Consider the following 22866-nt stretch of genomic DNA (forward strand, 5'->3'; position numbering starts at 1 on the left):
TGGCGTCGACCGGGCCGCTGTGGCACGGGCGGGAAGGGGCGGTGCGGGCCCCTTCCCGCCGTGTGGGTGGTGCGTCGGCCCTCGGCTCAGCCGAGGCCGCCCTTGATGGCGCCGATGAGCTCGCCGTTGCTGGTGTCACCGGAGAGCTCCCAGAAGAACGCGCCACCGAGGCCCTGGTTCTTCGCGTACGTCATCTTGCCGTTGATGGTCGACGGGGTGTCGTAGCTCCACCAGTTGCTGCCGCACTTGGCGTACGCGGTGCCGGCGATCGTGCCGGTGGCCGGGCAGGTGTTCTTGAGGACCTTGTAGTCCTCGATGCCCGCCTCGTAGGTGCCCGGCGCGGCACCGGTGGCGCTGCCGCCCGGCGCGGCCTGCGTGACACCCGTCCAGCCCCGGCCGTAGAAGCCGATGCCGAGCAGCAGCTTGCTGGCCGGGATGCCCTTGCTCTTGAGCTTCTGGATCGCCGCGTCCGAGTTGAAGCCCTGCTGCGGGATACCGGTGTACGACGTCAGCGGCGAGTGCGGGGCCGTGGGGCCCTGCGCGTTGAACGCGCCGAAGTAGTCGTACGTCATCGGCATGAGCCAGTTGAGGTTGCCGATCGCGCCGGCGTAGTCGGTGGCGTCGATCTTGCCGCCGTTGCTGCCGTCCGCCGTGATGGCGGCGGTGACCAGGGCGTTGGAACCGAACTTCGACCGCAGCGCGCCGATCACGTTCTTGAACGCGTTCGGGCCGCTGCTGTCACAGCTCAGACCGCAGGCGTTCGGGTACTCCCAGTCGACGTCGATGCCGTCGAAGACGTCCGCCCAGCGCGGGTCCTCGACCAGGTTGTAGCAGCTGTCGGCGAACGCGGCCGGGTTCTGGGCGGCCTGGGTGAAGCCGCCGGACCAGGTCCAGCCGCCGAACGACCAGATCACCTTGAGGTGCGGGTTGAGCTGCTTGAGTTTGCGCAGCTGGTTGAAGCTGCCGCGCAGCGGCTGGTCCCAGGTGTCGGCGACGCCGTCCACGCTCTCCGCCGCCGTGTACGCCTTCTCGTAGTCGGCGTAGCTGTCGCCGATGGTGCAGCGACCGCCGGTGGTGTTGCCGAAGGCGTACAGGATGTGGGTCAGCTTGGCGGCCGAGCCGCTGGTCTGGATGTTCTTGACGTGGTAGTTGCGCCCGTAGACGCCCCACTCGGCGAAGTAGCCGACGACCTTCTTCCCGCCCGTGTTCGGCGGTGGGGTGGTGGTCGGGGGCGCGGTGGTGGGCGGCGCCGTGGTGGGCGGCGCGGTGGTCGGGGGTGCCGTGGTGGGCGGCGCGGTCGTGGTCGGCGGGGTCGTCGGGGTGCCACCGCCGCAGGGCGCGCCGTTGACGGTGCAGTTCAGCGGCGCCTTGTACGCGCCGGTGCCGTTGTAGCCCCAGCTGAACGAGGCACCGGGGGCGAGCCCGCCGGCCCAGCTCTTCTTCACCGCGACGTAGTGGTTGCCGCTGCTGGTGACGTCGGCGTCCCACGCGCTGCTGATGGTGGTGCCCGACGGCAGGTCGAACTCGATGCGCCAGGTGGCGACCGTGGCGCTGGTGCCGTTGGTCACGGTCACCTTCGTCTCGTGACCGGTCCCCCAGTCCTGCGCCTTGGCGAACGTGGTGGTGACCGTGCCGGCGCCGAACGCGGTCGTCATCGGCACCGCCGCGACGGTCACGGCGACCACGGCGCCGGCCCAGAGGGCCCGGCGGAGCGATCTTTTCATGAGGCGTCTCCCGTACTGTTAGGAAACTTTCCAAAAGAGATGGTGAGACCGTACTCACACCGTCATCACTCCGTCAAGATGCCCATGTTTCGATTTCCCCTGGTGCGGGGAACGGGCTGCCCGAGCAGCCCCGCGCCTGGCGCGTAGCCTCAGCCCATGACCGTCTTCGACATCCCGATCGGCGCCCTCAACGGCGGGCCCGCGGACCTCGCCCGCTACCGCGGCAAGGCGCTGCTGATCGTCAACGTCGCCTCCCGCTGCGGCCTCACCCCGCAGTACGCCGGCCTGCAGAGCCTCGCCGACAGCTACGCCGAGCGTGGCCTCGTCGTACTGGGCGTGCCGTGCAACCAGTTCGCCGGGCAGGAGCCGGGCAGCGCCGCCGAGATCAGCGACTTCTGCCAGGTCAACTACGGGGTGACCTTCCCGCTGACCGAGAAGGTCGACGTCAACGGACCCGACCGGCACCCGCTCTACGCGGCGCTGGTGGACACTCCGGACGCCGACGGGCACACCGGGGACATCCGCTGGAACTTCGAGAAGTTCCTGGTGGCCCCGGACGGCACGGTCGCCGGCCGCTTCGCCCCCGCGGTCCAGCCCGACGACCTCCGCACCCCCATCGAAAAGCTCCTCCCCGCCTAACCCCTCTCGGCCACCCCTTCGGCCCCCTTCGGCTTGGTGATCAAGAGGTTGGCGTCAGGAATCGGCCGATCGATGACGCGAACCTCTTGATCACCGGGGCCGGGCCGGGCCGGGGACAGGGGCCGGGCCCGGGCGGGGGTGCCACGGCCCGGGCGGGGTGGGTCACCGGAGGGTGGTAGGTGGGCGGGAGGCGGTCGGGGGGCGGCGGTCCGCAGTACGTTGGGCGCTAACCGGGGATAACTCCGCGCATCGGTCGGAATGCGTCGTGGGTGGACGGAGTTGGGAAACAGCATGACAACTGTGGGACTGATCGGCAGTGGCAACATCGGCAGCACCGTGGCCCGGCTGGCGGTGGACGCCGGCTACGACGTGGTGCTGAGCAACTCGCGCGGGCCGGAGACGCTCACCGACCTGGTCGACGAGTTGGGCGAACGGGCCAGTGCCGCCACGGCGCAGGAGGCGGCGCGGGTCGGCGACCTGGTGGTGGTGACGGTGCCGCTCAAGGCGTACCGGGCGGTGCCCGTCGAGCCGCTGGCCGGCAAGGTCGTCATCGACACCAACAACTACTACCCGGAACGTGACGGGAACTTCCCCGAGCTGGACTCGGGCGAGACCACCAGCAGCGAACTCCTGCAGCGGCACCTGCCGGAGTCGCGGGTGGTCAAGGTCTTCAACAACATCTACTTCAAGGGCCTGGCCGCGCTCGCCCGGCCGTCCGGCGCCGCCGACCGTAGCGCTCTGGCCGTCGCCGGCGACGACGCGGCCGCGAAGGCCGAGGTCACGGCCTTCCTCGACCGGATCGGGTACGACGCGGTCGACGTCGGCCCGCTCGCCGAGGGCTGGCGCTACCAGCCGGACACCCCGGCGTACGGCACGCTCTACTCCGCCACCCCGACCGACTGGGATCACCCGGCGCCGGGCGACGCCGAGAAGCTGCGCACCGCCCTGGCCGCCACCACCCGCTGAGGAGCACCGCCCTCCGGCGACCGCCTACCGGGTGGTCGCCCGGAGGGCGGCGGCCAGTTCGTCGTCGTAACTGGCGATCGGCTGGCCGGCGGCGTCGTACGCCACCAGCCGACCCTGCGCCATGCTGGCCGACCGGAACGAGAACGTCCGGGTGCCGGGGTAGGCCGCCAGCAGGGGGATGCTCCGGGGTGCGCCACCCGGGGCCGAGTAGTACTCCAGTCGGGCCACCCGGGTGGCGACCACGCCGTTGACCCGTACCTTCGTCTTCTCCGCCCGGGTGCCGAACGTGACCGGCGCGTCGCTGGCGTAGGCGGCGCACTCGGCCGGCCCCCGGCAGACGAAGAAGTATCGCGGGTTGGCCACGTCGTCGAGGGCGTACGCCTTGAACGTCGGGTCCGCCCCGGCGGGCAGCGGCTGCACGGCGAAGAAGGCCAGGGCCACGGCGGTCGTGACGCCCACCCGCAGCCAGGCCCGCCGCGCGGCCGGACGACGTCTGCCCCGAGCGGCGGCGACCGCGACACCGCCGAAGCCGGCCAGGCACAGCAGACACGTCCCGACGGTGCGGGCGTTCTCGAAGAGGAACTGCACGCCCGGCCGGGTCGACACCGGCCCGAGGACCGCCCCGAGCGAGACGACCATGGCGGCGAGCAGCGCCGTGCCGGCCACCCGCTGGGTGACGCCGGACGCGCCGACCAGCAGCATCGCGGCGAGCACCGGCCACACCTGGTGGTGGGTCCAGGACACCGGTGACGCGGCGACCGTGGCGCAGCCGACGAGCACGGCCGCGTGGCCGGGCCGACCGCGTGCGGCCAACTGCCGGGCGCGCAGCAGCGCCACCCCGCAGATCACCGCGACCAGAGCGGCCCAGAGTACGGGCAGAGTCGCCTCGTCGACCCCGACGCGCAACAGCATCCCGTGCACCGACTGGTTGCCCAGCGAGGCCAGGTTGCCGATTCGGGAGGTCTGCCGGACGGCCTCGGTCCAGTAGATCCAGCTCTCGGCGGGCAGTACGAGCGCCGCCAGCCCGGCGCAGGCCACGAAGGTCGCCGCCGCACGTCCGGCGTCGCGGTAGCGCCCGGTGGCGAGGAAGTAGACGACGAACAGCAGCGGGGTCAGCTTGATCGCCGCCGCCACCCCGACGAGCACACCCCGCAGCCGGGGCGGGACGAGACCCGTGCCGTCCAGCAGCGCCAGCAGCACGATGAAGATGCTGACCTGCCCGAACCGCAGGTTGCTCTGCACCGGCGCCGAGAGCATCAACACCGTGGCGGCGAGCGCGACGAGCAGCGGGCGGCGGGACCGGTCGTCGCTCAGCGCGACACCGACCGTCCCGGCGACGGCGACGACCGCCGCGCACGTCGCGACCAGCCAGATCCCCTGGAGTACGCCCTCGCCGACGAGGGTGATCGGCCCCAGCAGCAGAGCGGCGAACGGCGGATAGGTGAACGGCCCGCCGTTCGCGGCGCGGTACTCGTACAGCGGTCGGCCGGCGTGCAGATCGGACAGTGCGCCGTAGTAGATGTGCAGGTCGGAGAGCCGGTCGTCGCGGGTCAACACGAGCACACAGGACACCGTCGCGACGGCGACGAACGCCGCCCAGACCAGCGCCACCCGTCGATCCCGCATCGCCCGAGAATAGGCGAACCCGAGGCGGGCGACGGCCCGTCTGCCGTCAAGATCCGCGCAACTTCCCCGTAGTTGCTGTCTCGGCCTGGCCTGAGGCAGCAGTTTCCCCGAACTTGCGCGGATCTTGCTTGCGCTCCCCCTGGCACGGGCAGCCGGCACAGGCAGCATCCGCCAACGCGGCGGGGAGAAACATCGCGTGTACAACTTGCGCCAGAGTCTCACGCACGGGACTCTGTCGGTGGGTTGCCGCCCGCTCACCGAACGTGCCTCGGAGGCGACATGCACACGCTCCGTACCGCGTCCCGCCGGCTGCTGGCCGGTGCCGGCGCGCTCCTGCTCGGCACCTCCCTCGCTACCGCGATCCCGGCGACGGCCGGCGCGGCCAGCGTCGGCTATGTCCGACTCGCCCACCTCTCCCCCGACACCCCGGCGGTGGACGTCTATCTCGCCGCCCCCGACGCCGCCACGCCGAGGGTCTTTCCCGGCGTCGGCTACGGCGTCGTGTCCGACTATCTCCAGTTGCCGCCGGGCCGGTACGCGGTGGCGATGCGCGAGGCCGGCACGCCCGCCAGCGAACCGCCGGTGCTCACCACCGAGGTCGCGGTGCGAAGTGGCGGCGCGTACACGGTGGCCGGTGTCGGCCGGCACGCCGACCTGGGGCTGCGGGTGCTCACCGACGACCTGAGCGCTCCCGCGCAGGGCCGGGCCAAGGTACGCGTCGTGCAGGCGTCGGTGCGTACGCCGGTCCTCGACGTGGCCGCCGCCGACGGCCCGAGGATCGCCGACGGCGTGCAGTTCGCCACCACCACCGATTATCAGCAGGTGGAGCCGGGCTCCTGGAAGCTGCGGCTGACCGGCGCGGGCGGTCCGAGCACCGATGCCGAGGTTCGGCTCACCGGCGGCGCGGTCTACTCGCTGCTGGTGCTCGACGGCAGGCAGGGCGGGCTCACCGCCGAGCTGCGTCAGGACGCCGAGGGCGGCACCGTCGTTCCGGCCGGTGGGGTGGACACCGGCGCGGGTGGTTTGACCGGGCGCGGGCTCGGGGCGTACCCCCTGGTGGCCGGCGCGGTGGCCGCGGCGGCCGTGGTGGCGAGCCTGCTGCTGTGGCGTCGGCGGCGGCGCACCACCTGGTGAGCATCGGGCCCGCCATCCGACGGCACCGCGAGCGTCGGGTGCCGCTGGCCGCGCTGGTCGCGGCCGGCGCGGCGGTCTGCCTGGCCGCCGGCAGCGGCGTCGGGCTGGCGACGACCGGTCCGCCGCCGCCGGATGCGGCCTGGTACCCCGGCTGCGCCGACGGCTGCCCGTCGGTGGCCGCGTCGCCGCGGGCATCAGGTCCACCCAGCCGGGTACGGGTGCCCCGGATCGGCGTCGACTCGGCGCTCACCGTGCTGGGCCTGGACCGGGCCGGCGCGCTCGTGCCGCCGGCCGACTTCGACACGGCCGGCTGGTACGGGGGTGGCCCTGCCCCCGGCGACACCGGTCCGGCCGTGCTCGCCGGACACCTGGACTCGCGGCGCGGTCCGGCGGTCTTCGCCCGGCTCGGCGAACTGCGCACCGGCGATCGAGTACAGGTGTGGCGCGGTGGACAGTGGTTGTCGTTCCGGGTGACCGGGTCGCTGCGCACCCGCAAGGACCGGTTCCCGACGACCACCGTCTACGGGCCGACACCCGGTCCGGAGCTGCGCCTGGTCACCTGCGGAGGCGACTTCGACCGGCGGCGCGGGCACTACCGGGACAACGTGGTGGTATTCGCGGTCCTCGACGCCCCCGGGCCGGTCCTCCCGACGTCCGCGGCGGGCTGAGGGTTTGATCGACTCGGGTTTCAGGAAATCGTGGCATCCGACGCAAGCGGACACCGCGGTTTCCATGAACCCGAGTGGATCAACACTCCGGCGGCGCGGCGGCCGGGTCAGAGCGGGCGGCGGCCGGCGAAGCCGCACTCGGCGCGGTGGTACCAGCGCACGTCGGAGTCGCCCTCCAGCCAGCACCAGAGCACGGCGCGGCCGTCGCGTTCACCCGGGAAGTCGAGCAGCACCGGCGCGATGCCCTTGACCTGGATCTCGTGCTGGTGCAGCTCGTCGACGACGGCGTGCAGCCGGGCCTCCAGCCCCTTGACCTCGGCCAGCCCGCCGAGCGCGCTGACCCCGTGGTCGGCCAGGTCGACGCGCAGCTCGGCCAGGTCGGCGCGGACACGGATCAGCTCGTCGACACGCGGCTGCAGGGTGGCCACCAGGTGCCGGGCCTGGGCGAGAGTGAACACGCCGCCAGTATGCGGCACCCGCCGCGCCGCGGGGGACCCGGTCAGTCGGCCTGGGCGGCCAGTTCGCGGGCGCGGTCCCGGGCCGCTTCCAGCGCGGCGAGCAGCGCCGCGCGGACGCCGTGCTTCTCCAGCTCGCGGACGGCGGAGATGGTGGTGCCGGCCGGCGAGGTGACCGCCTCGCGCAGCTTGACCGGGTGTTCGCCGGAGTCGCGCAGCATGACGGCGGAGCCGATGGCGGTCTGCACGATCAGCTCGTGCGCCACCTGGCGGGGCAACCCGAGCAGGATCCCGGCGTCGATCATGGCTTCCACCAGCAGGTAGAAGTAGGCCGGGCCGGAGCCGGAGAGCGCGGTGACCGCGTCCTGCTGCGACTCGGGCACCCGGATGGTCTGCCCGAGGGGCTTGAACATCTCCTCGGCCAGGCTCAGGTGCGCCCCGGTGGCGTACGTGCCGGCGGAGATTGCCGTCATCGCCTCGTCGACAAGCGCCGGGGTGTTGGTCATGACCCGGACCACCGGCGTTCCCTCGGGCAGCCGGCGGTTGAAGAAGCTGGTGGGGAGCCCGGCACAGAGCGAGATGACCAGCTTGTCGGCGGGTACCTTCGGGCCGATCTCGTCCAGCAGCGCGGCGGCGTCCTGCGGCTTGACCGAGACGGCGAGTACGGCCGCCTCGTCGACGGCGGTCAGGTTGTCGACCACCCGCACGCCGTAGCGGTCGGTCAGCTCCTGGGCGCGGGCCGGTCGGCGGGCGGTGGCGAGCAGCCGCTCCACCGGCCATCCGGAGCGCAGCAGCCCGGAGAGCATCAGCTCGCCGATCTTGCCCGCGCCGATCACCGCGACCGTGTGCACCCCGGCTGACATCTGCGCCGTACCCCCTCGAGGTCTGGTCGCGGCGCGGCGGGCCGTGAGTGCCCGCCGCGCCGCGAACCGTCGATCAGCTGCCGAAGAAGACCTCGGCCTCCTCGTAACGCTCGATCGGCACGGTCTTCAGCTCGCGGGTGGCCTCGGCGAGGGGCACCCGGACGATGTCGGTGCTCTGCATCGCGACCATCTTGCCCCAGTCGCCGTCGTTGGCGGCGTCGATTGCCTGCAGGCCGAGGCGGGTGGCGAGGACCCGGTCGAAGGCGGTCGGGGTGCCGCCGCGCTGGATGTGACCCAGCACCACGGTGCGGGCCTCCTTGCCGGTCTTGGCCTCCAGCTGCTCGGCGAGCCACTGGCCGATGCCGCCGAGGCGGACGTGACCGAAGGCGTCCAGCTCCTGGTTGTGCAGCACCATCTGGCCGTCGAGCGGCTGGGCGCCCTCGGCGACCACGACGATCGGGGCGTACTGGTGCTGGAAGCGCTTCTCGACGTAGCCGGCCACCTGCTCGACGTCGAACTGCCGCTCGGGCAGCAGGATCACGTTGGCGCCGCCGGCCAGGCCGGCGTGCAGGGCGATCCAGCCGGCGTGCCGGCCCATGACCTCGACGACCAGGGTGCGGTGGTGGCTCTCCGCGGTGGTGTGCAGGCGGTCGATGGCCTCCATCGCGATGTTGACCGCGGTGTCGAAGCCGAAGGTGTAGTCGGTGGCGCCGAGGTCGTTGTCGATCGTCTTCGGCACGCCGATGACGTTGACGCCCAGCTCGTGCAGCTTGGTGGCGACGCCGAGGGTGTCCTCGCCGCCGATCGCGATCAGCGCGTCCACGCCCTGCGCGGCGAGGTTGTCCTTGATCCGCTCGACGCCGTTCTCGATCTTGAACGGGTTGGTCCGGGACGAGCCGAGGATGGTGCCGCCGCGGGGCAGGATGCCGCGCACGTCGGCGATGCCGAGCGGCTTCGACAGACCCTCGAGCGGGCCCTTCCAACCGTCCCGGAAGCCCACGAACTCGTGACCGTAGGTGGCGACGCCCTTGCGGACCACCGCCCGGATGACCGCGTTGAGACCCGGGCAGTCGCCGCCGCCGGTGAGCACGCCGATACGCATGATCCGCTCATCCTCCTGGAGCATCAGGTAAAGCCCGATATGCCCCAGGGTATGTGTCAGGTCAGACCATCGGCGCCGTTGCCGGCCCGGGGCGGGCCGTCACTGCGAACTGTAGTCGCACCTGCCCACGCGACGACAGCGCCCCGGGGGGCGGCGGCTCAGTAGGTCACCTCGCGGTTCTCGCCGGCCGACGGCGGACGTCCGGTGACGGCGGCCTTGGCGAAGCCGAGCAGGTTGACCACGGTGCTGCTCGGCGAGTCCCAGTACTCGGCGGAGCTGGCGTGCACCTTGATCAGGGTCAGACCGGGCGTGTCCAGCCCGTCCGGGAACCAGGTCTTGAGCAGCGGGTTCCACAGCTGCTTGGCGCGCTCGCGGTCGGAACTCTCGCTGGCGGTCCCCGAGACCGACACCCAGGAGTTGTGCTTCTGGTCGGAGAAGGCGACGTTGACCTCCGGGTTCACCCGGATCTGGCGCAGTTTGGCCGAGTCGGAGTAGGCGAAGAACCACAGGTCACCGTCGAACTCCGCCTCCTGCAGCCCCATCGGCCGGCTCACCTGCCGCCCGTCCAGCGCGATGGTGGTGAGCATGCAGATCCGGGCGGCGCGGATCAGTTCGGTGACCCGCGCCCGGGCGTCGGCGACGCTGGTCGGATCGTTGCTCATGGCAGTCTCCCTCGGCTCGGCTGTCGAAGCGTTGCCCAGGACAGAACCGGTCAAACCTACAGACGTATGACCATCGCTCACCGCACTGTCATCGCCCGCCGGCGGGCCACCTCACCGGGCAGTCATCGCCCGCCAGCGGGCCAGGTTGTGCCGGGCGTCGACCAGGGCGTCGTGCCGGGCCGCGTCCGCGTCCGGCAGGGTCGGCCGACCCCGGTCGTCCCAGAGCTGCCGCAGGTCCTTGGTGAACCGGGGGATCTCCCGGGGCAACGCCGGCATCGCGCCCCAGAGCTGGGCGAGGACCACGTGGTCGTACGCCGCGTACCAGGCCCACAGCTCCAACTGCTCCCCCGGCCGGTCCCGGACCGGCTCCATGAGGAAGTCGTACAGGTCGTCGCGGATGCGCTCGCGCGAGCGCCAGGCCCGGTCCGCCGGCGACGGCAGCCGGTCCAGCACGTTACGCCGGACCCAGGGCACGGCACGGGAGTCGTCGAACTCGGTGGAGACCGCGTAGAACTCGCGGCCGTACTCGTCGACGACACCGATCGAGACGAGGTCGACGATCCGGCCGTCCTCGATGAACTCGCAGTCGTAGAAGTAGCGGTAGACCATTCCGGACATCCTCACCCACCGCCGTCCGCCGTCGCCCGGCGGGGCCGGATGAACCCCGCCGGTCCGCGGTGGCCGGCGGCGACCCGGCGCCGCCGGTTCCGGGCCGGCGACCGGGCCAAGGGGGTACGCCGCAGCTCGCGACGGTCACGGAAGTGCTTCGAGGGGTGTACAGCAAGCGACCGGACCGTCATGATCTGATGTGTACCGCTACCGGATGCCGAACCGGTGTCAGTTCACCTCGTCAGGGCCATCAGGTTCACCCGGTGAGCGATTGTGTGGTCCATGACCGGGGAGGGGTTGGGCCGTGGAGATGCGCCTGCCGGAGCCGGGTGACGCGCTCACGGGTGTCGAGATGTTCGCCGGGCTGGAGCCCGAGGTACGCCAGCGCGTCATCGCGGCCGCCGTACCGCGCACCTACCGCAAGGGTCAGTTGCTCTTCGTCGAGAACGACCCGGGCGAGTCGTTGATCGTGCTGCGCCGCGGCGCGGTCGCCGTGTTCCGCACCGCGCCGACCGGCGAGCGGGCGGTTCTGTCGGTGATCCGTCCGCCGGACGTGCTCGGCGAGGTCTCCCTGCTGGACGCCTCCACCCGCTCGGCGTCGGCCGAGGCCATCGAGGACTGCGCGGCGCTGGCGCTCTCCCGGGGCGCGTTCATGGAGCTGGTGCACTCGAATCCCCGCATCCTGGACGCGGTGATGCGCTCGCTGGGCGGGTTGATCCGCCGGCTCACCGAGCAGAACGCCGACCACGTCTTCCTCGACCTGCCGGGTCGGGTCGCCAAGACGCTGGTCCGGCTGGCCGGCGAGAGCCAGGCCCCGATGATCACGATCGAGCTGAACCAGAGCCAGTTGGCGGAGATGGCCGGCGGTTCCCGGCAGAGCGTCAACCAGGCCATCGGCTCCTTCGCCAGCCGGGGCTGGCTGCGGACCGAGGGACGTCGGATCGTGGTCACCGACGTCGCCGCGCTGCGCCGCCGGGCCGGCATGAACGACCGCTGAGCTGACTCGACGGCGCGGCGCCGTCGACCCGTACCCGAGAAGCGGCCGGGTCGCCCGTGGGCGGCCCGGCCGTTCTCGCCGTGTCATCGACGCGGGGTTCAGACTCCGGGGCTGCCCGGGCCGGCCCACTTGTTCGGGCCCTTGCTGTCGCCGCCCGAGCCCTGGGACTGCTCGCTGACGATCCCCTCGGCCTGCAGCGTGGCGAGCGTGGCCGCGTCGACGTCCACCGATTCGCCCGCCGAGTGACTGACGCCCTTGCCGTCGGTCCAGTCACTCTCCAGCTTGACGTACACCATTGACCTGTCCCCCTCTGGTCGCTGATCGAAGATGTGGCGGACTGAATGTAGTCGCTCCGGCCGTTGGTGGACTGTCCACAAACCAACAGGCCGGTACCCGACATCTCCTCGGGGGGCGATACTCCTTACGGATGGCGGCGCTGGGGGGCGTCGGCCGACATCGCCACTGGAGGGTGTGTCATCGCCGCGCAGTGTGGGCGCTGTGGACGCACGGCCGCCGACGGTGACCGCTTCTGCGGTGGCTGCGGCGCCGAGCTGGGTGCCGTCTGCCCGCACTGCCTGCGTCCCCTCGCCTCGGACGTCGCGTTCTGCACCTCGTGCGGATCGCCCCGGCCGGGCACCGACCGGACCGCCACTGTCGCCCCGCAGGAGGACCGCCGACGGGTGAGCGTCCTCTTCGTCGACCTCATCGACTTCACTCCGTACGTCGAGCGCGCCGATCCGGAGCAGGTCCGCGGCATGCAGACCGGCTTCTTCTCGGCGGCCCGTCGGGTGGTCGGCCAGTACGGCGGGGTGGTGGAGAAGTACATCGGGGACGCCGTGATGGCGCTCTTCGGCGCGCCGATCGCCACCGAGACCGACGCGCTACGCTGCGTACGGGCGGGGCTGGAGCTGCAACGGGTGCTCACCCGCTTCGCGCCGACCGGCAGCACCGAGATGCGCTTCCGGGTGGGGGTGGCCACCGGCGAGGCCCTTGTCGACGTGGCCGCCGCCCGCGACGGCGGGCAGGCGATCGTGGCCGGCGACGTGGTCAACACCGCCTCGCGGATGCAGTCGGTCGCGCCGCCCGGCGGGGTGCTGGTCTGTGGCACCACGCACGCCCTGACCAAGGACGCGATCCGCTACGAGGAGCAGCCTCCGGTCACCCTGCGCGGCCGGTCGTCGCCCACCGAGGTGTGGCTCGCCCTGTCCCCGCTGCGCCGTCAGCCCACCGATCGGGAGCCGGACACCACGCCCCTGGTGGACCGCGAGCACGAGCTTGGGATGCTGGTCAACGCCCTGCACCGGTCGCTGCGCGACCGGCTGCCCCAGGTGGTGACGATCTTCGGTCGGGCCGGGATCGGCAAGAGCCGGCTGCTGCGCGAGCTGTACCGGCACACCGGCCGGCTGGTGGACGAGCCGCTGACGTGGCGGACGGGACGCTGCCCGCCGTTCGGCGAGAACGTCACGTTCGCCGCGCTCGCCGACATCGTCAAGTCCGAGGCCGGCATCCTGGACACCGACCCGGCCGCCAGCGCGGCCCAGCGGCTGACGGCCGCCGTCGGGGAGCTGATCGGGCCGGGCGAGCGGGACCGGGTGGTCGACGCGCTGCGTCCACTGGTCGGGCTGCCCGGTACGCCGCTGCCGGCGGAGGAGGCGGAGTCGGCGTGGCGGCGGTTCCTGCTGGCGTTGGCGGCCCGCCGCCCCACCGTGCTGGTCTTCGAGGACCTGCACTGGGCCGACGACGCGATGCTGCGCTTCGTGGAACTGCTCGGGGCGGCGGCCCGTGAGGTGCCGCTCCTGCTGCTCTGCACCGCCCGCCCGGAGCTGGTCGACCGGGACCCGAGCTGGGCCGGGACGATCACGGGCTCGGTGACCATCACCCTGCCGCCGCTGCGCGACACCGGGATCGCCGCCCTGTACGCGCACCTGTTCGGCCAGGCGGCGTTCTCCGCCGAGATGCTGACGCCGCTCATCGAGGTGGCCGGCGGCAACCCGCTCTACGCCCACGAGTACGTCCGGATGCTGATCGAGCAGGGCGCGCTGCGGCAGTCGGGGCGGGGCTGGTCGCTGGACAAGCAGCTCGAGCTGACCATGCCGGAGAGCGTGCACGCGGTCATCGCCAACCGGGTGGACCTGCTGGACGCCAAGGACCGGGCGGTACTGCTCGCCGCCTCGGTGGTCGGGGTGCAGTTCTGGCCGGGCGCGGTGGCCGCCGCGCTGGGCCAGCCGGTCGAGTCGGTCGAGCGCGCGCTGCGCCGCCTCGAACAGCGCGACTTCGTCCACGAGCAGGCCGCGTCGACGATGGCCGGGCAGGCCGAGTTCCGGTTCCGGCACGTGCTGGTGCGGGACGTCTGCTACCAGCGGCTGCCCCGCACCGAGCGGGTGGCGCGGCACGATCGGGCCGCGGACTGGCTCGACGCGCTGTCGCAGAGCCGCGACACCGACCTGGCCGAGGTCCTGGCCCACCACCGCTGGGCGGCCCACGAGATCGCGCGGTCCCTCGGCATGGAGATCCAGCGGTACGCGGGACCCGCGCGGCAGGCGCTGCACCGGGCGGCCCGCCGGGCGTACGCCCTGCACGGGCTGGAGGCGGCGGCGAGCCACGCCGGCCGGGCACTCGGCCTGGCCGACGACAGCGACCCGGTGGGCCGGCTGCAACTGGAGCTGCTGAGTACGGAGATCTCGTTCTACCGGGACGGCAACGCGTTCCTGTCCGGCGGCGGTCCGGAGCAGGTGCACGCGCTGGCCGACCGGCTGGCGGCGCACGGCGACGACGCGTGCGCCGCGCGGGCGTGGACGCTGCTCGGCCAGGCGGCGTGGCTGCGCGCCGAGCGGCGTGAGGCGTTGGCGTGTCTCGACCGCGCGGTCCAGCTCTTCGAGCCGCTGCCGGACAGCCCGCAGAAGGCCGACGCGTACGCCGAGCTGGGTCGCCTGCACATGCTCAACTACGAACGCGATCCGGCCGTCTCGGCGGCGGACACGGCGGCGGAGATCGCCGAGCGGCTGGGCCTGACCGAGACGCGCACCAACGCGCGGATCACCGCGGCCACGGCCCGGTACCAGGCCGGCGACCGGATCGGCCTGGACGAGTTGCACGCGATCGTCGAGTTCAGCCGCGCGAATCAGCTGCTCGCACTCCCCCGGGCCACCCAGAACCTGGCCTGGGCGATCCGCGAGGAGGGCGACTGGCTGCGCTCGAACGCTCTGCTCTCGGCCGCGCCGGCGCGTACGGCCAGCGGGCAGACGCTGACCACCAGCTATTCGGGTGAGGCGATGCGGGCCTGGTTCGAGGGTGACTTCGGCCGGCTGCTGGCCGCGGCGGAGGCGTTCGTGGACACGCCGACCGGTAGCTGGGACATGCAGGTGCGGGGGTTGCGCTGCTGCCTGCTCGTGCTGCGCGACGACGAGGACCCGGCCGACCTGGTCGACGCGCTGGCCACCGCCCGGCGCAGCGGCTTCCACCGGCTGCGCTGGACGATGCTGGGCATGGCCGCGCTGTGCCGGGCGTTGCAGGAGCGCCACGCCGAGGCGGCGGAGCTGATCGACGAGTTGGAACAATCCTGGTCGGCGGTGCCGGCGCTGGCCAGCGGGGAGTGGATCGCCGCGGCCGCGTACGCCGGCGCGCTGGCCGGCCGGGACGCCGCGGTGCGGGTCCGGGCGATGCTGGACCGGGTCGGACATCGGACGCCGTGGTCGGAGGCGGCGCTGCGGACGGTGACGGCGGCGGTGGCGGCGGCCGACGGCGACCACCGGCGCGCGGCCGAGCTGCACCTGGCGGCCGCCGAGACGTACGGGCGGATTCCGGACGCGAGTGACCGGGTGCTGGCGTTGGCGCTGGCCGCCGCGGAGCTGACCCGGGCGGGTGACCCGGCGGGTGCCCGGGTGCCACGCGCCGAGGTGCGCACGTTCGCGCTGCGCAACGACGCGCCGGGTCTGCTGGCGCTGACCGGGCGGCCGATCAGCCCCACCGGACCGGCCGTGGCCTGCTGAGACAGGCCCCTAGGCCGGCACCGGCGGCTTGAGTTTCTGCGCGTAGATGTCGACGTACTCGCGGCCGGAAAGCTCCATCACCTCGTACATGATCTCGTCGGTGACCGCGCGCTCGACGAACCGGTCGCCGGCCATCCCGGCGTAGCGGGAGAAGTCCAGCGGCGCGCCGAAGCGGACCCGCACCTGGCCGATCCGGGGAAGCAACCGGCCGGGCGGCTGGAGTTCGTCGGCGTTGAGCATCGCCACCGGCACCACGACCGCACCGCTTTCCAGGGCGAGCCGGGCCACGCCGGTCTTGCCCCGGTAGAGCCGCCCGTCCGGGGAGCGGGTGCCCTCGGGGTAGATGCCGGCCACCCCCTGGGCGCGCAGCACCCGCAACTGGGTGTCCAGCGCCGCGCGGGCCGCCTGCCCGCCGGAGCGGTCCACCGGGATCGTGCCGGTGCCGACGAAGAACATCTTCATGAACCAGCCCTTGATCCCCTTGCCGGTGAAGTACTCGGCCTTGGCCACGAAGGTGACCCTCCGCGAGACGATCAACGGGATGAAGATCGAGTCGAAGAAGGAGAGGTGGTTGCTGGCCAGGATCACCGGCCCGGCCGTCGGCACATGGTGCAGCCCCTGCACCTGCGGACGGAAGATCAGCTTGAGCAGCGGACCGAGGATCACGTGCTTCAACAGCCAGTAGAGCACCGGCGTCCTTTCCGAGGGGGGCCGCGACAGCGCCGGCCGTCATCCCCGACGAGCCTACGAAGCGAGCGCTCTCACCACAACGGACGGACGCTCACCACCACGTCGCGACGGACCCGGTCGCCACGACGGCCAGCACGTACTCCGGTGTCCGGGCCAGCAGCGCCGCCCGCCACAGCCGACTGCGGGGATTCCACCGGCGCTCGGGCAGATACCAGGCCACGAGCGCTCTCACGATGTGCACGGCCGCCATCCAGAAGGGGAAGAAGACCACCCACTCGCCGATGTCGAAGGCCAGATCCCGCACCGGCCGGACGGCCAGGAGGGACACCGGGAGCAGGATCAACGCGCCGAGGGCGAACGTCATACCGAAGAAGGTGGCCCAGGCCGCCCCACGGGTGATGTGCCGCAGGACGAGCTCTTCGACCTCCTCCCCCGGCAGGGCCGCGTCCTCGACCACCTCGGCGCGCCGCGCCTCGGGCGTATCGCCGTCCGCGTCGAGGAACCTCGCAACGGGCCCTGCCAGCCAACGGGTGATCTCCAGCGCCGGATCCATGTCGCCCTCTACTCGCCCCGCTCCATCTCCCACTGCTGGAACTCCTGGTACAGCTGCTCCTCCCGCCGTCGCGCGCGCCGGTGCAGCACCCGGGAGACGACGAGGAGCACGCCGCCGCCACCCAGCATCAGGTAGCCGAGCGCCCGGTCGCCGCTGACCTTCGGAGCGGTGCTGAACAGCAACCCCAGCAGGGCCGAACCCAGGCCCAGGTAGAGCGCGATCCCGGGCGGCGTCTGCCGGTAGTCGAGGTGATGACGCTGCGCGAACGTCTGCAGGTGCGGCGGGATGTTCAGTTCCTCGTGGTCTCCAGCAGCCACGTACGCCTCTCCGTTCCCGGTCGGTGGCAGGTCGGCAGGGCGGCGCTCGGCGTGGCGGGGCACCCTGCCGTCAACGATCACCGAGATCGCACGTCTCGCGCAACAACGGACAAAGAACCACCGCCGTGACCAGCGGCAGCGCACCTGACTTTCCAAGACGCGACACAACGCACTCCCGGAACCGGCCCCTGACGTGTCACGATTCAGAGCACGGCGTGCGCACGGGCGTCGAGGGGGCGCAGGTGGCCGCGCCGCAGGGCGCGTTGAGGAGGATGGCCGGGTGTCAGCGGGTGGGGCCCGCCGGGGACGGCGGGACAACGGGCTCGACGCGAGCGAGTACGCCGTCGTCGGCGACGTCGATCCGCGCGTCGGCGAGCACCTGCTCGACGTGCTGGCGGCCGGGGGGATCGCCGCCTACCTGCAACCGTCGGCCGACCTCAACCCGGTCACGCGTACCACCACCGTCCCGGCCCGGCCGGTCGACCGGCTCTACGTCGACCGTTCGCACCTGCGCACCGCCCGCGACTACCTGACCCAGCTCGCCGACGAGAGCGCCCCGGAGCAGCCGCCGGCCCGCGACGAGCCGGACATCGACGCGGAGTGGGCCCGGATCGTGGCCGGCTTCCACAGCACCTCCGCGCCCGCCGACGAACGGCCCTGGCCGGCCGCGGAGGACGTGGACGAACACGACGACCAGGACACCCGGGACGAGCCGACGGCCGGTCCGCTCGCCCGCTCCGGAGTCGACGAGGCCGGGCCGACCGCGACCGACGTACGGCGGCTGCCGTCGGCGACCGACTTCTCCGGGATCTCGGTCGGCCGGAACACCCGGGGCGACGAGCCCTCGCTGCTGGACGGTCTGGACACCTTCGGGGCCGACCTGCCGGATGACGACGAGGACACCTACCACCCGCCCCCGCCGCCACCGCTGCCCCGCATCTCCAAGTACGCGGTGGTCGGCGCGCTCGCCGTGGTCGTCGGCTTCGTGCTCTTCCTCTTCCCGTCGCTGCTCCCGATCGACCGCTCGGCGGTCACCCTGTTCGGGTTCACCGGCATCCTGGCCGGCTTCGTCACGCTGATCTGGCGACTGCGTCCCGGCGACGAGGAGGACGACGACCCGGACAACGGCGCCGTCGTCTAAGGCCTACCCCGGCCCGCATCGCGGGACGCGACCGCCCTCACCCGGGGCGTAACAGTGGTGTAACTTACTGTCAGTAGGAATACCGCTGTACGTCACTTCCCCCGCTGACTGACCGGTTTTCCCTTGCTCGTGGCGGTCAGTCCTCTGCTGATCGGAATGCCCGAGATGCGACAGAGTTCTCTCGTGGTGGTGGCCAACCGCCTCCCCATCGACGACAGCCAGGCCCCCGACGGCGCCTGCGAGTGGCGACGCAGCCCCGGCGGGCTGGTCAGCGCGCTGCACCCGCTGCTGCGGCAGACCCCGGCGATCTGGGTCGGCTGGGCCGGCGGCACCGGCCCGGCGCCCGCCCTGCCGGACGTGGACGGGGTCCACATGCACACCGTCGCCCTCAGCCACGAGGACCTGCGCGACCACTACGAGGGCTTCGCCAACGCCACCCTCTGGCCGCTCTACCACGACGCCGTCGAGCAACCCGAGCACCACCGGCGCTGGTGGGAGGCGTACCAGCGGGTCAACCAGCGGTTCGCGGAGGCGACAGCCGAGGTGGCCGAGCCCGGTGGCGTGGTCTGGATACAGGACTACCACCTGCAACTGGTACCCGGGCTGCTGCGCGCGCTCCGCCCCGACCTGCGGATCGGTTTCTTCCTGCACGTTCCGTTCCCACCGCCGGAGCTGTTCATGCAGCTACCGCGTCGCGCCGAGCTGCTGCGCGGCATGCTCGGAGCCGACCTGGTGGGCTTCCAGCGCGCCCAGGCGGCGCACAACTTCGCCCAGCTGGTCACCCGGGTGCTGGAGCTGCCGGCCACCGACCGCCGGATCGGGATCGACGACCGGGTGGTCCGCATCGGCGCGTTCCCGGTCTCGATCGACACGGCCGAGATGGCCGCCCTCGCCGCCCGCCCCGACGTGGCCGCCCGGGCCCGTCGCCTGCGGCAGGATCTCGGCGACCCCCGGCACGTCATCCTCAGTGTGGACCGGATGGACTACACCAAGGGCATCGAGCAGCGACTCAAGGCGTACAGCGAGCTGCTCGCCAGCGGCGACGTCAAGGTCCGCGACACGGTGCTCGTCCAGGTCGCCATGCCGAGCCGGGAACGCGTCGGCCAGTACCAGATCCTGCGCGAACGCATCGAGCGCGAGGTGGGCCGGATCAACGGCGAGTTCGGGCGGGTCGGCGAGCCGGCCATCCACTACCTCACCCAGCCCTTCGACCGGGCCGAGCTGGCGGCGCTCTACCGGGTCGCCGACGTGATGGCGGTGACCCCGCTGCGCGACGGGATGAACCTGGTCGCCAAGGAGTACGTCGCCGCCCGGGTGGACGACACCGGGGCGCTGCTGCTCAGCGAGTTCGCCGGCACCGCCGCCGAGCTGTCCCAGGCGTACCTGGTCAACCCGCACGACCTGGAAGGGCTCAAGCAGGCGCTCCGCACGGCGCTGCGGGCCGAGCCCGCCGACGTCACCGACCGGATGCGGGCGATGCGCGCCCACCTGCACGAGCACGACATCCGGGCCTGGGCCCGCTCCTACCTGAGCGCCCTGGACGAGACGGGCGCGCTGGTCAGTCGCCTCACCAGCACCGACGGCGCCGCCCGCGTGCCGCACCCGGCGACCCGGGCGACCCAGCACGCCGGGGGCTGACCGGGCCGCGTGCTCACCGACCGGCGGGCTCCTTCTCCAACCAGTCCAGGATCGCGTCGATCGGTTCGGCCCAGCGCGCGTCGAGCATCAGGTCGTGTCCCATGCCGGGGAAGAGCAGCGGCGCCGACCCGTACCGGCGGGCGATCCGCGTCAACGTCGACACCGGCGTCACCCGATCGTCCGGGCTGCCCAGCACCAGCACCGGGGGCTCACCCACGGCCGGCTCAGCTTGCGGCTCACCCAGCAGCGCCCACTGCGCGCGCCGACCGGCCCGGCCCAGCCGCGCGACGTGCCGGCGGGCCTCCTCGTCCGGCAGTTCCCGGCTGAACAGCTGCGCCCGGCTGAGCCGCAGCGGACCGCCGAACACCGCCGGCAGCGTCCCGGCCGGGTTGCGGCGCACCGCCGTGGCGAACATCCCCCAACCACCGAAGACCGGCGCGACCAGCACCGCGCCGCGCGCCGGGTAGCGCGCCATCGCGTGCGCCACCACGAGCGCCCCGGCGCCGTGCCCCACCAGCACCGCCTGGCGCGGCAGGCTCGCCGCCACCTGGGTCACATCATGGGCGTACGCGCGCAGCGTCGCCTCCGGCGCCGGCTCGCTGCCACCGTGCCCGCGCAGACTCAGCGCGTACGCCGGGAAGCCCCGCGACGCGGCGTGACCCAGCCAGTGCTCCGCGAACGCCCACGCGCCGTGCCCGAACCCGGGAACGAACAGCAGCGGCGGACGCCCCTGCTCCACCTCGGGTACGGCGCTGAGCACCTCACGGCGCGCCGGCCGGACCGGACGAGCCCATTCCCGGCCCCGCATGATCCGCAGCTCGGTCATTGTGCCCGCCTTTCGTTCGCGACTGCGGGGCTCGCAAGCTCACTCCTCGCGCTCACTTGCCCTCCAGGTCGACGAGGGCGCGCTGGACGGCGCGCAGGTAGTCGGCGTGCCCGACCTCGAACCAGTGCCGGCTGCTGTCCTTGACCTGCCCCGCGTACCGCTCCCCGGCCCGGTCGCGGACCCGCTGCGCGAACGCGGCGGCCCGCTCGGGTCGGTCCCGGCGGGCCCGCAGCAGCCGCGCGAAGAGCACCGTCTGCCAGTGGGACAGGGCGAACAGGCCGGAGTCCGGCTGCACCAGACCGGCGACGGCCAGGGTGGGGTGCCCCGGCGTGAAGGCGTTGAGCCAGAGCGTGGGACGACCGGTGCCGGCGCTGTCGCCGAACACCGACGCGTCCAGGAACTCGAAGCGCGGCAGGTAGCCGGTGGCGAAGATGACCAGCTCGGGGTCGATCTCGCGGCCGTCGGCCAGCTCCACGGCGTACGGCTGGAACCGGGCGATGTCCGGCACCGGGCCGATCCCGCCGTGGCCCACGTAGTAGACGAGCTGGCTGTTGGCGATCGGGTGCGTCTCGTACACCCGGTGGTCGGGCTTCGGCAGCCCGAAGCGGGTCAGCTCGCCGACGGTCAACCGCATCGTCCAGTGGTAGAGCCACTGGCGGACCCGCAGCGGCACCCGCAGGGCCAGCAGCGCGTCGTTGATCTGGTCGGCCGGACGACCCAGGACGTACTTCGGGGCGTACCAGTAGCCACGCCGGGTGGAGTGCCAGCAGCGCGACGCCTGCTGGGCGGCCTCGACGGCGATGTCACAGCCGGTGTTTCCGGCGCCGACCACGAGCACCCGCTTGCCACGCAGCTGCGCCGGGTCCTTGTAGGACGACGCGTGCATGATCTCGCCGCGGAACTCCTCCAGACCCTCGTAACGGGGCAGCTTCGGCGACCAGTTGTGCCCGTTGGCGATCACCACGGCGGCGTACCGGGAGGTGCGCTCGGGGCCGTACCCGCCGGTGGAGCGGGTCGTCACGTCCCACCGCTCCCCCGGCGCGGGTTCGACCCGGACCACCTCGGTGCCGAACCAGATGTGCGAGCGCAGGTCGAAGTGGTCGGCGTACCGCTCGAAGTACGACAGGAGCTGGCTGTGGTGCGGGTAGTCCGGCCAGGAGTCCGGCATCGGGAAGTCGGGGAACTGGGTGAACGGCTTCGACGAGATCAGGTGGGTGCTGGCGTACACCGGGCTGCGGTCGTGCCGCCAGTTCCAGGCGCCGCCGACGCCGGTCTCGCGTTCGTAGCAGTCCACCCCGAACCCGTGCTCGCGCAGGTTCTTGATGGCAGCCAGGCCGCTGGCCCCGGACCCGATGACGCAGACCGTGTCGCCCCGGTCGGAGAGCGAGCGGCCGTCGCGGCTCTGCGCGGACGGGACCGCATCCGGGTCGGGCCGACCCTGGTCGGTGGAGGTGGACACCGGAACATCTCCTTTTGTGCGGCACGGGTGCCGGTTCGCCGCGAAATCCTCTCCACATCGGAGCCGGATGTCCAGCCCCGGCGCGGACCGATCGGCGGGTCTCGACCGGTGGGGGTCAGTCCGTGGTGGGCAGCAGCAGGTCGACGAGGACCGGAAAGTGGTCACTGGCCCGGCGGGTCTGCGGGGTGTCCACCACGTCGTAGTCGACCACGGTGATCCGCGGATCGACGAAGAGCGCGTCGATCCGCCGGCGCGGGTCCGTACACGAGTAGGTGAGCCGTTCCGCCCGGTCGGCCGCGATCGCCGTGTCGGTCAGGCCACGCGCCACCGTCGCCCAGGCCGGCCCGTCCGGACCCTCGTTCAGGTCGGCGCCGGCCACCACCGGCGCGCTCGCCGCCTCCAGGCCGCGCCGGAACTCGGCGGCCTGCGCGGGCCGCTCCGCCGGGTCGGTGGACAGGTGCGAGCCGGCGAGGGTGAAGCGGGCGTCGCCGACCCGGCAGTCGGCGTACGCCGCGCCGCGCAGGTGCCGGCCCGGGGTGAGCGGGAAGCGCTGGAAACGGGGGTTGCGTACCTGCACCCGCAGGCTGGTCAGCAGCAGGTTGCCCAGGGCGGGCAGACCGCCGGCGGCCACCACCAGGCCGAACGACTCGGCCAGCGTGGCCGACTTCTGCCGCCACCGGAACCGGCGCGGCCCCTCCTGCACGATCACGACGTCCGGCTTCGCGGCCCGGACCACCGCCGCCAGCGCGGCGGTGTCGTCGCGCTGGCTGTGGATGTTGTACGACACCACGCGCAGCGGCACGCCCAT

Annotated in this window: 22 protein-coding genes; 8 read left to right on the forward strand and 14 right to left on the reverse strand. The window is 72.6% G+C overall.

What is annotated here, in order from left to right:
- Window positions 1–86: 86 nt before the first annotated feature.
- Window positions 87–1724 carry a glycosyl hydrolase family 18 protein gene (locus tag ACN263_RS21150; RefSeq protein WP_422736098.1) on the reverse strand — a complete coding sequence of 546 codons (1638 nt, stop codon included), beginning with the start codon at window positions 1722–1724 and terminating at the stop codon, window positions 87–89.
- Between the two features lie 156 nt (window positions 1725–1880).
- Here ACN263_RS21150 and ACN263_RS21155 point away from each other — a divergent pair, with 156 nt between their 5' ends.
- Both ACN263_RS21155 and ACN263_RS21160 read left to right on the forward strand, forming a co-directional pair.
- A complete protein-coding gene (locus tag ACN263_RS21155; protein ID WP_422736099.1) occupies window positions 1881–2363 on the forward strand; it encodes a glutathione peroxidase in 483 nt (160 codons plus the stop codon).
- Window positions 2364–2654: 291 nt separating this feature from the next.
- Window positions 2655–3329 (forward strand): NADPH-dependent F420 reductase, encoded by a 675-nt coding sequence (locus ACN263_RS21160; protein WP_422736100.1) that lies wholly within the window; start codon window positions 2655–2657, stop codon window positions 3327–3329.
- A 24-nt stretch (window positions 3330–3353) separates the two neighbouring features.
- Here ACN263_RS21160 and ACN263_RS21165 read toward each other — a convergent pair whose 3' ends face one another.
- On the reverse strand, window positions 3354–4955 hold the full coding sequence (locus ACN263_RS21165) for a glycosyltransferase 87 family protein (RefSeq protein ID WP_422736101.1): 1602 nt from the start codon (window positions 4953–4955) through the stop codon (window positions 3354–3356).
- 279 nt (window positions 4956–5234) lie between these two features.
- Between ACN263_RS21165 and ACN263_RS21170 the strand changes: the two genes are divergently transcribed.
- Together ACN263_RS21170 and ACN263_RS21175 are read left to right on the forward strand one after the other, a co-directional pair.
- Window positions 5235–6089 (forward strand): DUF4397 domain-containing protein, encoded by an 855-nt coding sequence (locus ACN263_RS21170; RefSeq protein WP_422736102.1) that lies wholly within the window; start codon window positions 5235–5237, stop codon window positions 6087–6089.
- A complete protein-coding gene (locus ACN263_RS21175; protein ID WP_422736103.1) occupies window positions 6059–6757 on the forward strand; it encodes a class F sortase in 699 nt (232 codons plus the stop codon). The genes ACN263_RS21170 and ACN263_RS21175 overlap by 31 nt, the downstream gene beginning before the upstream one ends.
- Window positions 6758–6864: 107 nt before the next feature.
- Here the strand turns inward: ACN263_RS21175 and ACN263_RS21180 are convergent, their stop codons facing one another.
- The 5 genes from ACN263_RS21180 to ACN263_RS21200 all read right to left on the reverse strand — a co-directional run bounded on the left by ACN263_RS21180 (window position 6865) and on the right by ACN263_RS21200 (window position 10448).
- The gene (locus ACN263_RS21180; RefSeq protein ID WP_422736104.1) at window positions 6865–7215 is read right to left on the reverse strand and encodes a DUF2203 domain-containing protein; all 351 of its coding nucleotides are present in this window, start codon (window positions 7213–7215) and stop codon (window positions 6865–6867) included.
- A gap of 41 nt (window positions 7216–7256) precedes the next feature.
- Window positions 7257–8075 (reverse strand): pyrroline-5-carboxylate reductase, encoded by an 819-nt coding sequence (gene proC / locus ACN263_RS21185; protein ID WP_422736105.1) that lies wholly within the window; start codon window positions 8073–8075, stop codon window positions 7257–7259.
- Window positions 8076–8148: 73 nt separating this feature from the next.
- A complete protein-coding gene (locus ACN263_RS21190; protein WP_422740773.1) occupies window positions 8149–9177 on the reverse strand; it encodes a 6-phosphofructokinase in 1029 nt (342 codons plus the stop codon).
- 158 nt (window positions 9178–9335) lie between these two features.
- Entirely contained in the window at window positions 9336–9839 is a 504-nt protein-coding gene (locus ACN263_RS21195) for a pyridoxamine 5'-phosphate oxidase family protein (RefSeq protein WP_422736106.1), read from the reverse strand.
- Between the two features lie 111 nt (window positions 9840–9950).
- The gene (locus ACN263_RS21200) at window positions 9951–10448 is read right to left on the reverse strand and encodes a polyadenylate-specific 3'-exoribonuclease AS (protein ID WP_374109293.1); all 498 of its coding nucleotides are present in this window, start codon (window positions 10446–10448) and stop codon (window positions 9951–9953) included.
- A gap of 304 nt (window positions 10449–10752) precedes the next feature.
- Between ACN263_RS21200 and ACN263_RS21205 the strand changes: the two genes are divergently transcribed.
- The gene (locus ACN263_RS21205) at window positions 10753–11445 is read left to right on the forward strand and encodes a Crp/Fnr family transcriptional regulator (RefSeq protein WP_007463121.1); all 693 of its coding nucleotides are present in this window, start codon (window positions 10753–10755) and stop codon (window positions 11443–11445) included.
- A 98-nt stretch (window positions 11446–11543) separates the two neighbouring features.
- On the opposite strand, the gene ACN263_RS21210 is transcribed toward ACN263_RS21205, so the two are convergent.
- Window positions 11544–11741 carry a hypothetical protein gene (locus tag ACN263_RS21210; RefSeq protein ID WP_422736107.1) on the reverse strand — a complete coding sequence of 66 codons (198 nt, stop codon included), beginning with the start codon at window positions 11739–11741 and terminating at the stop codon, window positions 11544–11546.
- Between the two features lie 180 nt (window positions 11742–11921).
- On the opposite strand from ACN263_RS21210, the gene ACN263_RS21215 reads away from it, so the two are divergent.
- Window positions 11922–15434, forward strand: coding sequence for an ATP-binding protein (locus ACN263_RS21215; protein WP_422740774.1), 3513 nt, complete (start codon window positions 11922–11924; stop codon window positions 15432–15434).
- Window positions 15435–15443: 9 nt separating this feature from the next.
- Here the strand turns inward: ACN263_RS21215 and ACN263_RS21220 are convergent, their stop codons facing one another.
- From ACN263_RS21220 to ACN263_RS21230, 3 genes are all read right to left on the reverse strand, one after another.
- A complete protein-coding gene (locus ACN263_RS21220) occupies window positions 15444–16124 on the reverse strand; it encodes a lysophospholipid acyltransferase family protein (RefSeq protein WP_422736108.1) in 681 nt (226 codons plus the stop codon).
- 91 nt (window positions 16125–16215) lie between these two features.
- Window positions 16216–16677, reverse strand: coding sequence for a hypothetical protein (locus ACN263_RS21225; protein ID WP_422736109.1), 462 nt, complete (start codon window positions 16675–16677; stop codon window positions 16216–16218).
- 8 nt (window positions 16678–16685) lie between these two features.
- Entirely contained in the window at window positions 16686–16994 is a 309-nt protein-coding gene (locus ACN263_RS21230; RefSeq protein ID WP_422736110.1) for a hypothetical protein, read from the reverse strand.
- 280 nt (window positions 16995–17274) lie between these two features.
- On the opposite strand from ACN263_RS21230, the gene ACN263_RS21235 reads away from it, so the two are divergent.
- Both ACN263_RS21235 and ACN263_RS21240 read left to right on the forward strand, forming a co-directional pair.
- Window positions 17275–18135, forward strand: coding sequence for a DUF308 domain-containing protein (locus ACN263_RS21235; protein WP_422736111.1), 861 nt, complete (start codon window positions 17275–17277; stop codon window positions 18133–18135).
- A gap of 165 nt (window positions 18136–18300) precedes the next feature.
- Window positions 18301–19773 carry an alpha,alpha-trehalose-phosphate synthase (UDP-forming) gene (locus ACN263_RS21240; protein WP_422740775.1) on the forward strand — a complete coding sequence of 491 codons (1473 nt, stop codon included), beginning with the start codon at window positions 18301–18303 and terminating at the stop codon, window positions 19771–19773.
- Window positions 19774–19786: 13 nt separating this feature from the next.
- Here ACN263_RS21240 and ACN263_RS21245 read toward each other — a convergent pair whose 3' ends face one another.
- The 3 genes from ACN263_RS21245 to ACN263_RS21255 all read right to left on the reverse strand — a co-directional run bounded on the left by ACN263_RS21245 (window position 19787) and on the right by ACN263_RS21255 (window position 22866).
- The gene (locus ACN263_RS21245) at window positions 19787–20599 is read right to left on the reverse strand and encodes an alpha/beta hydrolase (RefSeq protein ID WP_422736112.1); all 813 of its coding nucleotides are present in this window, start codon (window positions 20597–20599) and stop codon (window positions 19787–19789) included.
- 52 nt (window positions 20600–20651) lie between these two features.
- Window positions 20652–22058: a flavin-containing monooxygenase gene (locus ACN263_RS21250; protein WP_422736113.1), complete on the reverse strand. Its 1407-nt coding sequence runs from the start codon at window positions 22056–22058 to the stop codon at window positions 20652–20654.
- A 115-nt stretch (window positions 22059–22173) separates the two neighbouring features.
- Complete coding sequence (locus ACN263_RS21255) at window positions 22174–22866, reverse strand: endonuclease/exonuclease/phosphatase family protein (RefSeq protein WP_422736114.1); 693 nt, start codon at window positions 22864–22866, stop codon at window positions 22174–22176.

The sequence above is a fragment of the Micromonospora sp. WMMD729 genome, assembly GCF_049315225.1.
Taxonomy (GTDB): domain Bacteria; phylum Actinomycetota; class Actinomycetes; order Mycobacteriales; family Micromonosporaceae; genus Micromonospora.